Below are 14,514 nucleotides of genomic sequence, written 5' to 3' on the forward strand. Positions count from 1 at the left end.
TTGCAGCAGCGCATCTGATCTATCAGCGATAGGCAGAGCCTTGTTCACAACTTGTTCTCCTGGCAGAATCTCACCAGTCTGCCACCTTGGGCAGCCGAGGAATCGCCTGTGTCGGAGTACGCTCTCATGGTGAAACAGGCTGGCCAGGCGGCGACCGATAAAGCGGTCCGCCTAGGTTACATTGACGGCCCGATTTCTCCTGCCGTTTCCCAACCCGCTCTGAAGCTGCTGCGGGGGGGCAAGGACCAGCAACCCGCCGACTTCACCTTCATCGATCTGTTCGCTGGCATTGGTGGATTGAGGCGCGGCTTTGAGTCGATCGGCGGCAAGTGCGTCTTCACGTCGGAGTGGGACAAGTACAGCCAGAAGACCTACGCCGCGAATTTCCCTGCTGATGATCATCGCATCAACGGCGACATCACCAAGGTCGATGTCGCTGACATCCCGGCGCACGACGTGTTGTTGGCCGGTTTTCCATGCCAACCCTTCTCCATCGCCGGCGTATCCAAGAAGAACGCCCTAGGCCGCGCCCATGGGTTTGAGGACAAGACCCAAGGCACTCTGTTCTTCGATGTCGCGCGTATCATCAAACACCACCGACCCGCGGCCTTCCTGCTTGAGAATGTCCGCAACCTGGTTGGTCACGACAAGGGTCGGACCTTCCAGACGATCAAGGACGTGCTCGAGAAGGAACTCGGATACACGGTCGACTATCGCGTGATCGACGGACGTCACTGGACCCCGCAACACCGGGAACGGATCTTTATTGCCGGCTTCCGGGAGGATCAGGCCTTCCGCTTCGCGGAGATGAAGATACCGGACGCCGCGCCGAAGCTGGAGATGATCCTGCATCCAGGCGATGGCTCAGAGGCGCCGGATCAGCGCTTCACCGTCGGCAACTCGGGCAGGGTCGCGGACAAATACACCCTGACCGATCACCTGTGGGACTATCTCCAGCGCTACAAGGAAAAGCACCAGGCGGCGGGCAACGGGTTTGGCTTCGGTCTGGTCGGCCCGGAGAGCGTCGCCCGGACCCTGTCCGCCCGCTACTACAAGGACGGGTCGGAAATCCTTGTGAAGCAGGAGGGCAAAGCTCCGCGGCGGCTTACGCCCCGTGAGTGCGCCCGACTAATGGGCTTCGATGCACCGCAGGGCAATGAGTTCATCATTCCTGTCTCGGACACCCAGGCCTATCGCCAGTTCGGCAATTCTGTTGTGGTGCCGGCCGTGAAAGCCGTTGCCGAACATATGAAGCCGCATCTCTTCGCTGCACTCGGAAAGCGGTCGAAGGCCGGGGTTGGCTGACGTCGTCGATCCGGCGACCCGCAGCCGGATGATGTCCGGCATCAGGGGCAAGAACACAAAGCCGGAGCTGATCATTCGTAAGGCGCTGCATGCGCGGGGCTTTCGCTATCGGTTGCACTGCGACCTGCCAGGCAAGCCGGATATCTGTCTGCCGAAGCATCGCGCGGTGATCTTCGTGCACGGATGCTTCTGGCACGGGCACGACTGCCATTTGTTCAAATGGCCGAATAGCCGGCCGGAGTTCTGGCGCAGAAAGATCGAGCGGAACCGGGAAGTCGACGGAGAGGCCGCCGAGTTGCTGCTCGCGACAGGTTGGCGCGTAGCGACCATCTGGGAGTGCGCCTTGAAAGGCAGAACACGTCGCTCGCTTGATGAGGTGATCAACCAGTGCGCAGACTGGCTGCTGACAGGCGGGTCTCGCCTGACGATTTCCGGGAGAAAGTAGAGTGAAGCGCGGCTACCTCGCCGACCACTTCATTGGCGTAGGCGTTAAGCGCCTCAGCAGCACCGAAGTCGACCCTCAGGTCTCAAACGGGCACGAGTTCCAGGGAACCCGGGTGTTGCAGGCGTTCCTCGGAATGCCGGTCGCGAAGCATGTCATCTCGACCCGATATCTCTGGCTCACGGACGAGGAAGCGCCGGAGACCCTTGATAGCACGGCGACCTGGTACGACTCGCGGATCAACCAGCCGCACAGAAACCCTGAACCTCGGCTGCTCTACACAGCCGAGGCCGAGCCGATCGTGTATCGAGCGCGGGACGGCGACTCTCTTTTCGTCTGCCTCACGCGGGAACGCCATCTGCTGGTTTTGATCTGCAGATCAGGAAGCGACATTGAGCGGCAACTGCTCTGGCTTTTCGGCTTGCAAGCTCCGGTAAAGGGGTTCGCACAAGCCGAGTTCGAAGGCGAGGCCGGAGGGCAGCTTTCCTTTGCCGCACGAAAGATTCTGGATGAGATCGGCGTCGAGGTCGAGGTCGCCGATGACAACTGGCTGGATCTGCTGACCGAGCGCTTCGGCCGTTCATTTCCCGCGACAGCAGTGTTCTCGGCTTTCGCCCGAGAACACACCAGGACAGTCGATCTGCTTGGCGATCCTGATCAAGCTCTGATGGACTGGATCGAAACCGAAGAGGCGATGTTTTACGCCTTCGAGCGCCATCTGATTTCCGAACGCATTGCCGCCGGGTTCGTCGATGAAGACGGCTCAACCAATGTCGACGGCTTTGTTTCGTTCTCACTCAGCGTGCAGAACCGACGTAAATCCCGGGCCGGCTACTCTCTGGAAAACCACCTCGTCGCGCTGTTCGCGCGCCATGACGTGGCGTTTGACCGAGGCGCCAAAACGGAAGGCAACAAGAAGCCCGACTTCCTCTTCCCTAGCGGAGCCGCCTACCACGATCCTGATTTCGACCCGGCAAAGATCACGCTCCTTGGGTCCAAGTCCTCGTGCAAAGACAGGTGGCGACAGGTTCTGTCAGAAGGAAACCGGGCGCGCGCAAAGCATCTTGTTACGCTGGAGCCGAGCATCTCGCTGAACCAGACAAACGAAATGATTGGCGAGGGCCTCCAGCTTGTCGTGCCCCGTCCCATTCAGCTCAGCTATCTCCATGAGCAGCAGGACTGGCTCCTTTCGTTGAAGGACTTCCTCGACGTCGTCAAAGCACGGGCACGCCGCACTGATTGATGCGTCCCCGTTAATCGAAAACCAGTGTTATAGTTGTACGGTCTCCTCCGAACGTTTTTCGGGGACTGCCTGCGATGTTTTCGCTGAAACCTTCGACTCTGGCCGGGGTCGAGCCGCTGGTGCGGCGCGTGCTGATCGTCGACCCGAATGCGCATATCGCCAAGCTGCTGGCGGAATCGCTCAAGACCCTCGGCAGCCGGGATGTGACGATCGAGCCGGGGCGCGACCGGGGGATGCAGGCGGCGGCGGCGATCGAGCCGACGCTGATCGTGACCGAGTTCTTTGACGAGATCGACGGGCCGGCCTTTATCCGCGGGATCCGCAAATCCTCGCTGGCCTGTCGCAAGGCGCCGATCATGGTGCTGTCGGCCAACGCGACGACCAGCACGATCAAGGCGGCGCGGGACGCGGGGGCGCACGAGTTCCTGCGCAAGCCGTTCTCTCAGGGCGATCTGCTGCGCCGGCTGGAGAACCTGTCGCGGATCGCCCGTCCGTGGGTGGACAATGCGATCTATACCGGGCCGGACCGCCGCCGCTTCAACAGCGGCGCGGGCATGCGGCGGGCCACCGACATGGTGGAGGCGGGCGGCATCTAGCCGACGCGCGGCGGTCGTAACCGCCCGAGCCCTTCTGTCCGACGACGAAGACGACGCGGCGCGCGACGACGGCGTCTTGCGGACTCCGGACGGCGACGCCTAGGGTGGCCGCCGTAAACCGGCCGGTCAGGGAGGACGGGACGCGTGCAGTTCCTTTTGGGTGCAGTTCTGGCCGGCGTGATCGCCGGGCCCCTGACGCCGCAGACTCCGCTCCCCTCCCCTTCGCCGGGGCAGCCGGCCTCTCCTCCCATCTTCCAGCCGGGCGCGCCGGGCGCGGCCTCTCGCGTGATCAGCGCGGGGGATGCGGTGGCGCTGAGCCGGACGACCTTCACGCCGGGGGACGTGGCCTTCATGCAGCATATGATCGTGCACCACGGTCAGGCGGTGGAGATGGTCGGCCTGCTGGAGGCTCAGGGCGAGAGCGATACGGTCAAGCTGCTGGGGCGGCGGATCGCGATGAGCCAGGAGGCCGAGATCGAGGTGATGCGGACCTGGCTGAGGGATCGCGGCCAGCCGCTGGAGATGGCGGGGATGGGCCACGCGGGGATGGATCACTCGGCGCATGAGGGCCACGCCATGCCGGCGTCGGAAACCGCGCTGATGCCGGGGATGCTGTCGCCGGCGCAGATGCAGCGGCTGGCGGCGGCGCGCGGCGCGGACTTCGACCGGCTGTTTCTGGAAGGCATGATCCAGCACCATCAGGGCGCGCTGGACATGGTCGACGAGATGCTGGCGCGACCGGATGCGGCCGAGGACCCGATGCTGTCGGACTTCGCCAGCTCGGTCGTCGGCGACCAGACCGCCGAGATCCGGCGCATGCAATTCGTACTGTCAGACCTTTGAGATTTTCGTCCCAAACCCCCTCGTCACAAGGAGCGGCCATGATCGTTCGCGGAATTCTGCTTTCCTCTGTCGCCGCCCTTGGCCTGCTGGGCGCCTCGATGGCGTCGGCCCAGACGCCGGCCCCGGATGCGCGCACGACGCTGTCGCCGGGACTGCGGGACGCGGGGCAGGCGGCGTCGAACATGACGCTGGTGTCTTCGGTCGCGCCGCCGCCGGGCTTCTTCGATCCCGAGGCGCTGTTCCGGCCCTCGCCGCCCCGGCCGGAGGGCGCGCCCGCGCCGACGCCCCCGGCCACGCCGCCGAAATACACGCCGCTGGCGCTGTCCAACAGCGACATGGCGATGTCGAACGGGCGGCTGTTCGTCGGCAACTTCAACGGCTTCAACGCCTACGACGTGCGCGAGGGCGAACCGAAGCTGGTGATGTCGGTGGTCTGTCCGGGCGGACAGGGCGACCTCTCGATCCACGGGAACCTGCTGTTCATGTCGGTGGAGCAGAACCGCGGGCGGCTGGACTGCGGCACGGCGGCGGCCGAGGGGGATGTGAACGCGGACCGGTTCCGGGGCGTGCGCATCTTCGACATCTCGAACCTGAACGCCCCGCGCCAGATCGCGGCGGTGCAGACCTGCCGCGGCTCGCACACGCACACTCTGGTCCCCGATCCGCGCGACCGGAACGTGCTCTACATCTACAACTCGGGCACGGCCGGGGTGCGCAAGACGGACGAGCTGTCGATCTGCACGGACGGCGAGCCGGACAAGAACCCGGAGACGGCGCTCTATTCGATCGACGTGATCAAGGTGCCGCTGGACCATCCGGAACAGGCCGCCATCGTCAACCGGCCGCGCATCTTCGCCGACCGCGAGACGGGGCAGGTCGCGGGGCTGTGGCGGGGCGGGCGCGTGGGTGTGGCCAGTCAGGACACCTCCCAGACCAACCAGTGCCACGACATCACCGTCTATCCGGAGATGAACCTCGCCGCCGGCGCGTGCGCGGGCAACGGCATCCTGCTGGACATCTCGGACCCGCAGAACCCGGCGCGGATTTCGGACCTGTTCGACCCGGACATGGCCTACTGGCACTCGGCGACGTTCAACAACACGGCTGACCGGATCGTCTTCACCGACGAGTGGGGCGGCGGCATCGGGGCGCGCTGCCGGGCCGAGGATCCGGCGACCTGGGGCGCCAACCTGATCGCCACGGTCGAGGACCGCACGCTGAAGGGCCAGAGCTTCCACAAGCTGCCGGGCATCCAGGGCGCGTCGGAAAACTGCGTGGCGCACAACGGCAACGTCGTGCCGGTGCCGGGCCGCGATCTGATGGTGCAGGCCTGGTATCAGGGCGGCGTCTCGGTGATGGACTTCACCGATCCGAAAAAGCCGGTCGAGATCGCCTACTTCGACCGTGGCCCGATCGAGCCCGACCGCGTCGCCGTGGGCGGGTCGTGGTCGGCCTACTGGCTGAACGGCCGCATCTATTCCAGCGAGATCGCGCGCGGTCTGGACGTTCTGAAGCTGGAGCCCAGCGACCAGCTGTCGGCGGCCGAGATCGCGGCGGCCGAGAGCGTGATGGCCGAGACGATCAACCCGCAGACCCAGACCCGCATCCAGTGGGCCGACAGCCCGGACGTGGCGCAGGCCTATCTGGACCAGCTGACGCGCTCGCGCGGGATCGACGGAGCCCTGGCGACGCAGGCCGGGGCGGCGATCACCGGCTGGCGCGGGGGTTCGGCCGACAAGGCGGGCGCGGCGACCGTGGCGACCTCGCTGAAGACAGCGGCCGGGGCCTCGACCGTCGCGGCGGACAAGGCGCGGCTAAGTTCGCTGGCGGGCGTGTTCGAGCGTCTGGCGGCCTGAGCCGTGCGCGGGCTGGACTTCAGCTCGTGGGACAGCCTGCTGGCCACGCTGGCGGGACTGGCGCTGTTCACCCTGATCGGGATGGGCATCCGCCTGCTGATGATGTTCACCATCCAGCAGCGGCGGGAGCGGGTGAACCGGCAGATCAACGAGCGGCTGAAGACGCTGATCGCCGCCTACAAAACGCTGGGCGGGTCATTCACCGGCGACCTGGCGGTGGACCCGACGCACCTACGTGACCTGCGCCGGCGCAGCGTAGAGGCGGGTGAAGGCGCCGCCGCGCCCGACCCCGACGCATCGGACCGCGGCCGTCGCATCCGCGACGCCGTCGAGGGAGCCCTGTCGGACATCATCCTGCTGGGCACCGAGGGGCAGGTGCGGCTGGCCGAACAGGCCGCGCGCGAGCTGGTCGCCGGGCGGCCGGTGCATGTGCATGAACTTGTCGTCTCGCTGCGGGACTTCATCCGCGAAGCGCTGGACCTCGCGCCGGTCCCCGCCGGACTGGCCATCCCGCCGCAGGGTCCGACGCGGCCCGCAGGTGGTGGCGGAAAGGGCGGCGCGCGTGGCGAGGGCGGCCGTCAGGGCGGCGGTGGCGGAGGAAAGGGCGGCGGCGGCATGGGTATGGGCATGGGCGGCGGCGCCGGGACGACCGAGGATGAGCCGGGGTCTTCAGGACGTTGAGGCGGCCAAATCCATGAGGCCCGGCCCGTACCCCTCTTTTTGGATTACGGTGATTTAACTCGAGACGGTGGCGTGACCGGGACATGGTGAACGCCTCTCCGAGGGATCACAGATGAACCGTCGCGAAATGCTGGCCGCGTCCGTCGGAGGCGTGGCTCTGGTCCATGTTGGAAACGCCCGGGCTCGAAGCGCGCCCGGTCGTGGTTTCGTCATCGACGCCATGGCGATCGGCGGCGCCGGGTCGGTGGATGGTCCCGAAGTTCTGGCCACAGGCATGGACGCCCTGGTTCTGGACATGACGATCTTTCCCCGGGCGCTGCCCGAGGCGATCGCAGGTCTCGCGGCATGGAACACGCGCCTCGGCGAGGCGGGCGTCGCCTTGCACCTCGTTCGGACAGGAGCGGATTTTCAGGCCGCACGCGATGAGAACAGGCTGGGCGTGATCCTCGCCTGTCAGGACGCCTCGATCCTCGGGCCGTCGGTCATCTCCTATTCCGACCAGAACCTCGAGAACCTGAAGACCCTGCATACAGCGGGCCTCAGAATCCTGCAGTTAACCCACAATGAGAGAACCGGCGCCGGTGACGGTTTCATGGAACCGCAGGACGGGGGCCTGTCATTGCTCGGGACACGGGTTATCGAGGAGATGGGCCGGCTGGGCGGCCTGATCGATCTTTCTCACTGCAGTGAACGCACGACGATTGAGGCCATTCGCGCGTCCCGGGGACCAGTGGCGATCACGCATGCTGGGTGCCGGGCGCTGAACCCCAGCCTGCGCAACAAGACGGATGAGGCGATCAGGGCGCTCGCGGACAAGGGCGGCTTCTTCGGCGTATTTATGATGAGCCGCTGGCTCACCGACCGGGACACGTCTTCCGTTGAGGACGTCGTGGATCACATCGACCATGTCGTCAGGATCGGCGGCATCGAAGCGGCGGGATTCGGCAGCGATCAGCCGGCCATGGGCGACCCCAGTCCGCAAGCGAGCAAGGTCGCGCGCCTGAGCGCCTATCAGGCCCGCAACCTCGGTCGGGCGGGAGCTGAGCCGCTTCATGGGCATGTGACATGCGCGGACATGGACGGCCCCCACCGCATGGCGGTCCTCGCGACCGCCTTGGTGCGGAGAGGCTATTCGTCCACGGACATCGACAAGATTCTTGGTGGAAACTTCGTGAGGGTTTTCAGCGCCGCGACCGATCCAGCCTGACAACCGTCAGCGCCTCACCGCTTCCTGAACCGCGCTGCATCCGCCTTCAGGCTCGATCCCCAGTCGGTCGTGGGCTGATCCGGCTCGGCCACGAACGGCAGTTCCCCCGCCACGCCCCGCGCGGCCAACGCCAGCGGCAGGGCGAACAGGGGCAGGACGCGCAGGGGTTTGCGTTTGGCGTCGGTGACGTCCCAGCCCTCGGCCTCGAAGGCGTCGACCAGTTCCAGCGGAGACTGGCGGTCCAGTCGCCGGAGGGCGGCGGGCCAGTCGGAGGGGAGGTCGACGGCCTCGGCCTCGTCGAGGGTCAGGCCGAAGGCGGCGAGGGCGGTTTCATCGACCTCGGGGTGCTCGTGGCGCTCGTCCGGATCGGCCAGGCGCGGCTTCATGAGGGCCTTGAGCTCGAGGGCGTCGACGCCGGGCAGGTCGATCAGGCGGCGGAGGGGGCGGGCGTCGGTCATGGGCGCAGGATGGCCCGGCGCGGTCGGCGGCTCAAGGCGTCAGCGACGGCGGTCGATCAGGTCGTCCCATGTCCATGCGCCGCGACCGAGGGCGACCTTGGGGCCGGTCGAGGATTCGGTCAGGGCGATCAGGGCGTAGCCGTTGACGCGCTGGCGGCGGCAGTCGCGCGGGGCGAAGGCGACCTCGACGGCGATGGCCTGACGGACGCCGGCGAGGCCCTTGCCCTCCTGCCCCGGGTTCTGAATCCAGTCGCCGTTCCAGACCAGCAGGGCGCGGCCAGAGGCATCGGCCTCGCGGTGGGCGGCGGCGATGGCCGCCTGGATATCGGGGTCGTCGCGCAGGGCGTCCTGAAGCCGGCGAACCATGTCGCAGGATCCGCCGGAGCCGGAGCCTCCTCCCCCGCCTCCGGATCCGCCTCCTCCGCCTGAACCGCCCCCCGACCCCGCACCCGCCCTCAGGGCGCCGGCCAGCTGGGCCGCGCCAACGGTGGCGAAGGACGGGGTGCTGGAGGCGGCGACGGCCGCGATGGTCTCGACATCGGGCGGGACCGGACGCGGCGTCCGGCTGGGTCGGGGGGCGACGGCGGGCGGCGCGACCCGGGGCGCCGCGGGCGCGGCGGGCACGGGGGTGGGTGTCGCTGCGGGCGGCTCGGGGTCGTTCGCCGGACCGGGCGGAGGCGACGGCTCAGGCGTCGGTGGGGGCGGCGGAGGGGGCGGCTGGACGAGGCTGACGTCGATGATCGCGGGCGCAGGCTCGGGCAGATTCAGGTCCGGAGCGGTCCTGGCGAAAAGAATCGCGAATAAAATCGCCAGATGGACTGACAGGCTGGTTACCACCGCCACGACCCATGCGCGCCGGTCGCGAGGACGCGGCGGGGGCTGCTGTGGGGCCTGCAGGCGGCGCGGATCAGTCACGCCGAATCCTGTGTCGGTTCGGGAGGTTGCAGACGCATGGGCTCCGGGGCGAGGCGACGGTCAGGGCCCGATCAAGCCGCTCCAACACGTCAGCATCGTGGCGAAGATCACCGGAAAATCATCAAGCTTCACCATACCTTACGGCCAAGCTGACACCTTCCCGCCGCAACCGGGTCATGACTTGGCCGTTAGCCCTGACCTCACTAGCCGCGCGCATGAGACCGGATGTCGCGCCCCGGGATACAGGAGATACGCCTTGAACAGATCGACCCTCAGGACTGTCGCCATGACCGGCGCCGTGCTCGTGCTGGGCCTCGCCGCCAGCGGCTGCGCCAGCCACAAGTTCGTCCGTGAAAACCTCGCCGTCGTCGACGCCCGCGTCGACCAGACCGACGCCAACGTCGCCCGTGTCGAAGGCACCGCCGGCGAAGCGCTGGCCCGCGCCAACGACGCCCACAAGCTGGCCGAGGGCAAGTTCCTCTATGAAGTCGTCCTCTCCGACGACTCGGTGAAGTTCCCGTCCAACCGCGACGCCCTGTCGCCGGAAGCCGAACAGCGTCTGGCCGAACTGGCCCAGCGTCTGAAGAGCGAAAACCGCAACGTCTATCTGGAAATCCAGGGTCACACGGACGCGGCGGGCGACGCCAACTACAACCGCCAACTGGGTGAAGCCCGCGCCGAAGCCGTTCGCCGCACGCTGAGCACCCAGGGCATCGCCCTGAACCGGATGGCCACCATCTCGTACGGCGAGGACGCCCCGGTTGCGGACAACACCACGCGCGAGGGCCGGGCCCAGAACCGTCGCGTGGCGATCGTCGTCCTGAGCTAGGATCGACACGACCACCAAATGAAGCGGCCGCCCTGCGAGGGGCGGCCGTTTTGCTTATCCGCCGATGTAGTCCCGCTTGCCCAGCGGCACCCCCGCCTGCCGCAACAGGGCATAGGCCGTGGTCAGGTGGAAGTAGAAGTTCGGGTGGGCGAAACCGACCACATAGTCGATCCCCTTGAACGGCCATTCGCCGCCCGGGAACTTCAGCACCACCTCCTTGCCCTCCTGCCCGTCGATCGCCTCGCGCGGGACTGAGGCGATGTAATCGAGCGTCGCCTGGATGCGAGCCTTGAGCTCGTCGATGGTGGTCTCCGTGTCGTCCATCACAGGCGCGTCGACGCCGGACAGGCGGGCGACGCACAGCTTGGCGCTGTCGGTCGCGATCTGGACCTGTTTGGCCAGCGGATGCATGTCGTCGATCAGCCGGCGCTGCAGCAGGCCCTCGGCGTCGGGGCCGGCGTGGGCGACGGCCTTGTCGAGCAGCTTCGAAAGATTGGTCAGGCCGCGGGTGAAGACGGGCACGGTCAGGTCGTAGAGTTCGGTGGCCACGGGCGTTTCCAGTTCGTTTCTTTTGAGAACTGTGCCGCTTTAGCGCGGCCTCAGGGAAAGGTCACCACGGTCCGCACCGTGCGGCCTTCGTGCAGGTCATCGAAAGCCGTGTTGATGTCGTCCAGAGCGATCACCCCGCTGAGCAGGCGGTCGACCGGCAGGCGGCCCTGACGGAACAGGGCGACATAGCGGGGGATGTCGCGCGAGGGGACGCAGGTTCCGATGTAGCTGCCCTTCAGGGTGCGCTCCTCGGCGACGAGGGAGACGACGTTGACGGCCAGCGCGGCGTCGGGCGGCGGCAGGCCGGCGGTGACTGTGGTTCCGCCGCGACGGGTCATCTTCCACGCAGACTCGAGCGGACGGACGCTGCCGGCCATCTCGAAGGCGAAATCGGCGCCGCCATGGGTCAGGGCGCGGACCTGTTCGACGGCGTCGGCGGCCGAGGCGTTGACGGTCTGGACCGGGCCCAGCGACCGGGCGAGGGCCAGCTTGTCCTCGGACAGGTCGACGGCGACGACAGGGCTGGCTCCGGCCGCGAGAGCCCCGAGCACGGACGACAGGCCGACGCCGCCGAGACCGATCACGACCACGCTCTGGCCCGCCTGGACCCGCGCGGTGTTCACGACCGCGCCGACGCCGGTCAGGACTGCGCAGCCGAACAGGGCCGCATGCTCGAACGGCAGGTCGCGGTCGACCTTGACCAGCGACCGGCGCGAGACGACCGCGCGGTCGGCGAAGGCGGAGCAGCCGAGATGGTGGTTCAGGTCGCCGTGGCTGTCGTGCAGACGTCGTCCGCCGGCCAGCAGTTCGCCCTTGCCATTGGCGGCCGCGCCGGGCTCGCACAGGGCGGGGCGTCCGTCCGCGCAGGGCAGGCAGCAACCGCAGGAGGGCATGAAGACCATGACCACATGGTCTCCGGGCGAGAGGTCGTCGACGCCCTCGCCCACCTGCTCGACCACCCCCGCCGCCTCATGACCCAGGGCCATCGGCATGGGGCGCGGGCGGTCGCCGTTGATGACGCTGAGATCCGAGTGGCAAAGGCCCGCGGCCTTGACGGCGACCAGCACCTCGCCGCGACCCGGCGGGTCGAGCGTCACGGTCTCGACCGACAGGGGGCGGCTGTCGGCATAGGGTCTGGCGGCGCCCATGGCGCGGAGGACGGCGGCTCTGGTTTCCATCCGTGCATGCGAGGCGCTTGACGCGGCGTCCGTCAAGCCCAAGGCTGGGTTCAGGCGTGCATAGACGCGCCGGGGGATGAAACGCGCTCAAACAGCGAGCGACCGCGTCGCGAGCGTTAGCGCAAAGAGGGAGCAACTATGACCGGCACGATCGAACGGACGAAGCGCAGCGACTACCAGCGCTTTCAGCAGATCTCGACGCGGTGGATGGACAACGACGTCTACGGCCATGTGAACAATGTGGTCTATTATTCGTGGTTCGACACCGCGGTGAACCGGCTGCTGGTCGTCAACGGCGTGCTGGACATCCACAACGGCAAGACCATCGGACTGGTGGTCGAGACGGGCTGCCGCTACTTCGCCCCGACGGCCTTCCCGGACGAGATTCAGGCGGGGGTCCGGGTGGCGCATGTCGGCACCAGTTCGGTCCGCTACGAGATCGGCCTGTTCAAGAACAATGAGGACGACGCCTCGGCGGTCGGCCACTTCGTGCACGTCTATGTCGATCGCGACACCAAGCGGCCTGTGCCGGTGGACGGTAAGATGCGCGGCTTTCTGGACAGCCTGAAACCGTGAGTGTCTGGCCGGTTCGGCCATACTGATTGAGAGTGTTCCCAGGGCCGACAAGAGCCGGGAGGAACGAATGATCCGGACGACGGGGGCCGCACTTGGGGCAGCCCTGACGATGCTCTCCGCCACGCCCGCCTCGGCACAGGACTGGTTGCGTACGGACGGGACGCGGATCGTCGACGAGAGCGGGCGGACGGTCATCCTGCGCGGCATGGGTCTGGGCGGCTGGATGCTGCAGGAAGGCTATATGCTGCAGCTCTCCGCGCTGGGGCAGCAGCATGTGATCCGGGCCCGGATCGAGGACCTGATCGGGCCGGAGAAGACCGAGGCCTTCTATGAGGCCTGGCGGGAAAATCACACGACCAAGGCCGACATCGACGCCATGGCGCGCTGGGGCTTCAACTCGGTGCGCCTGCCGATCCACTACGATCAGCTGACCCTGCCGGTCGATCAGGAGCCTGTAGCGGGGCAGGACACCTGGCATGAGGCGGGGTTCGAGCGGATCGACGAACTGCTGTCGTGGACGAAGGCCAACGGCATTCATCTGATCCTCGACCTGCATGCGGCGCCGGGCGGTCAGGGCAATGATCTGGCAATCTCGGACCGCGATCCGGCGAAGCCCCCGCTGTGGGACAGTCCGGAGAACCGGCGCAAAACGGTGGCGCTGTGGCGCAGGCTGGCCGAACGCTATGCGGACGAGCCGGGGATCGGCGGTTACGACCTGATCAATGAGCCGAACTGGAACTTCGATACGGCCGGCCTGGGCAACGGCTGCGCCGAGACGCGGAACGAAGCGGTCTGGGCGCTGCAACGCGAGATCACGGCGGCGATCCGCGAGGTCGACCGGCGCCATCTGATCGTCGTCGAGGGCAACTGCTGGGGCAACAACTACAAGGGCCTGCCGGCGCTGTGGGACGACAATCTGGTCCTTAGCTTCCACAAATACTGGAACCGCAACAACGCCGCCTCGATCGCCGACATCACGCGTCTGAGGGATGAGCGGAACGCGCCCGTCTGGCTGGGGGAGTCGGGCGAGAACTCCAACGTCTGGTTCCGTGACGCGATCGCGCTGGTGGAGGGCGAGGGCATAGGCTGGGCCTTCTGGCCACTGAAGAAGATCGGCTTCAACCAGCCGCTGGAGATCGCGGCCAATCCCGGCTGGGCGAAGCTCGTGGCGTACTGGACGGCTGACGGGCCGCGTCCGACGGCTGAGGAAGCCGAGGCGGCGCTGATGACGCTGGCGACGCGCGATATCCGGTATGAGCATAACATCCAGCATCCGGACGTGATCGACGCGATGCTGAGACAGCCGCATTCCGACGCGGCGCGGCCGTTCGCGGATCATCGGATCGGCGCCGGCGGCGTGACGATCCGGGCGGTGGACTACGACATGGGACCGGCGGGCGTCGCCTGGTTCGATACGCATGACGCCGACTACAAGGGGCCCCGCGAGCGGGTGTGGTGGAACACCGGGCGCACCTTGCGCAACGACGGCGTGGACATCGCGCGCGAGGCCGGCGAGCCGGTCGTGGCCGAGTTCGTGGACGGGGAGTGGCTGCGTTACACGGTCGAGGCCGAGGGCGCGGGCGGGCGGTCTGTCAGCGTGCGGCTGAAGTCGTCGGGCGAGGCGCGGGTGTCTGTCGCCGTGAACGGCGGGGTCCCGGTCGAGATGACCCTGCCGGCCGGCGACGGCGACGCATGGCGGGATCTGCGGACGACCGCCCTGCCCCTGCTGGAGGGGCGGAACACGATCGTGCTGCGCGCGGAGCGCTGCGACTGCCGGGTGGAAAGCCTGCGGATCGACTGATCAAAACAAAACCGGCCGGGGTCGCCCCCGGCCGG

Annotated in this window: 15 protein-coding genes; 11 read left to right on the forward strand and 4 right to left on the reverse strand. The window is 67.1% G+C overall.

The window, feature by feature from the left end; genetic code table 11:
• Positions 1 to 51: 51 nt before the first annotated feature.
• From dcm to ACIQC9_RS10180, 8 genes are all read left to right on the forward strand, one after another.
• Entirely contained in the window at positions 52 to 1,305 is a 1,254-nt protein-coding gene (gene dcm / locus ACIQC9_RS10145; RefSeq protein ID WP_400615146.1) for a DNA (cytosine-5-)-methyltransferase, read from the forward strand.
• Positions 1,298 to 1,750 (forward strand): very short patch repair endonuclease, encoded by a 453-nt coding sequence (locus tag ACIQC9_RS10150; protein WP_400615149.1) that lies wholly within the window; start codon positions 1,298 to 1,300, stop codon positions 1,748 to 1,750. The genes dcm and ACIQC9_RS10150 overlap by 8 nt, the downstream gene beginning before the upstream one ends.
• A gap of 1 nt (position 1,751) precedes the next feature.
• A complete protein-coding gene (locus ACIQC9_RS10155) occupies positions 1,752 to 2,990 on the forward strand; it encodes a type II restriction endonuclease (RefSeq protein ID WP_400615151.1) in 1,239 nt (412 codons plus the stop codon).
• A 128-nt stretch (positions 2,991 to 3,118) separates the two neighbouring features.
• Positions 3,119 to 3,586, forward strand: a complete 468-nt coding sequence (locus tag ACIQC9_RS10160) for a two-component system response regulator (protein WP_400615154.1) — start codon at positions 3,119 to 3,121, stop codon at positions 3,584 to 3,586.
• A gap of 144 nt (positions 3,587 to 3,730) precedes the next feature.
• Positions 3,731 to 4,429, forward strand: coding sequence for a DUF305 domain-containing protein (locus tag ACIQC9_RS10165; RefSeq protein ID WP_400615157.1), 699 nt, complete (start codon positions 3,731 to 3,733; stop codon positions 4,427 to 4,429).
• A 38-nt stretch (positions 4,430 to 4,467) separates the two neighbouring features.
• Positions 4,468 to 6,285 carry an LVIVD repeat-containing protein gene (locus ACIQC9_RS10170; RefSeq protein ID WP_400615159.1) on the forward strand — a complete coding sequence of 606 codons (1,818 nt, stop codon included), beginning with the start codon at positions 4,468 to 4,470 and terminating at the stop codon, positions 6,283 to 6,285.
• A 3-nt stretch (positions 6,286 to 6,288) separates the two neighbouring features.
• Positions 6,289 to 6,966: a hypothetical protein gene (locus ACIQC9_RS10175; protein ID WP_400615161.1), complete on the forward strand. Its 678-nt coding sequence runs from the start codon at positions 6,289 to 6,291 to the stop codon at positions 6,964 to 6,966.
• A gap of 112 nt (positions 6,967 to 7,078) precedes the next feature.
• Entirely contained in the window at positions 7,079 to 8,173 is a 1,095-nt protein-coding gene (locus ACIQC9_RS10180) for a dipeptidase (protein ID WP_400615164.1), read from the forward strand.
• Positions 8,174 to 8,187: 14 nt separating this feature from the next.
• On the opposite strand, the gene ACIQC9_RS10185 is transcribed toward ACIQC9_RS10180, so the two are convergent.
• Both ACIQC9_RS10185 and ACIQC9_RS10190 read right to left on the reverse strand, forming a co-directional pair.
• Positions 8,188 to 8,631 carry a hypothetical protein gene (locus ACIQC9_RS10185; protein WP_400615167.1) on the reverse strand — a complete coding sequence of 148 codons (444 nt, stop codon included), beginning with the start codon at positions 8,629 to 8,631 and terminating at the stop codon, positions 8,188 to 8,190.
• A 39-nt stretch (positions 8,632 to 8,670) separates the two neighbouring features.
• A complete protein-coding gene (locus ACIQC9_RS10190; RefSeq protein WP_400615169.1) occupies positions 8,671 to 9,546 on the reverse strand; it encodes a hypothetical protein in 876 nt (291 codons plus the stop codon).
• A 256-nt stretch (positions 9,547 to 9,802) separates the two neighbouring features.
• Between ACIQC9_RS10190 and ACIQC9_RS10195 the strand changes: the two genes are divergently transcribed.
• Entirely contained in the window at positions 9,803 to 10,375 is a 573-nt protein-coding gene (locus tag ACIQC9_RS10195; protein WP_400615172.1) for an OmpA family protein, read from the forward strand.
• A 54-nt stretch (positions 10,376 to 10,429) separates the two neighbouring features.
• On the opposite strand, the gene ACIQC9_RS10200 is transcribed toward ACIQC9_RS10195, so the two are convergent.
• The gene (locus ACIQC9_RS10200) at positions 10,430 to 10,924 is read right to left on the reverse strand and encodes a DUF1993 family protein (protein WP_400615174.1); all 495 of its coding nucleotides are present in this window, start codon (positions 10,922 to 10,924) and stop codon (positions 10,430 to 10,432) included.
• 50 nt (positions 10,925 to 10,974) lie between these two features.
• Positions 10,975 to 12,102, reverse strand: coding sequence for a zinc-dependent alcohol dehydrogenase family protein (locus ACIQC9_RS10205; protein WP_400615177.1), 1,128 nt, complete (start codon positions 12,100 to 12,102; stop codon positions 10,975 to 10,977).
• Between the two features lie 138 nt (positions 12,103 to 12,240).
• On the opposite strand from ACIQC9_RS10205, the gene ACIQC9_RS10210 reads away from it, so the two are divergent.
• Entirely contained in the window at positions 12,241 to 12,678 is a 438-nt protein-coding gene (locus ACIQC9_RS10210) for an acyl-CoA thioesterase (RefSeq protein WP_400615179.1), read from the forward strand.
• Positions 12,679 to 12,745: 67 nt separating this feature from the next.
• Entirely contained in the window at positions 12,746 to 14,479 is a 1,734-nt protein-coding gene (locus ACIQC9_RS10215) for a cellulase family glycosylhydrolase (protein WP_400615182.1), read from the forward strand.
• Positions 14,480 to 14,514 lie beyond the last annotated feature (35 nt).

The sequence above is a fragment of the Brevundimonas sp. NPDC092305 genome (assembly GCF_044755415.1).
Classification (GTDB): Bacteria; Pseudomonadota; Alphaproteobacteria; order Caulobacterales; family Caulobacteraceae; genus Brevundimonas.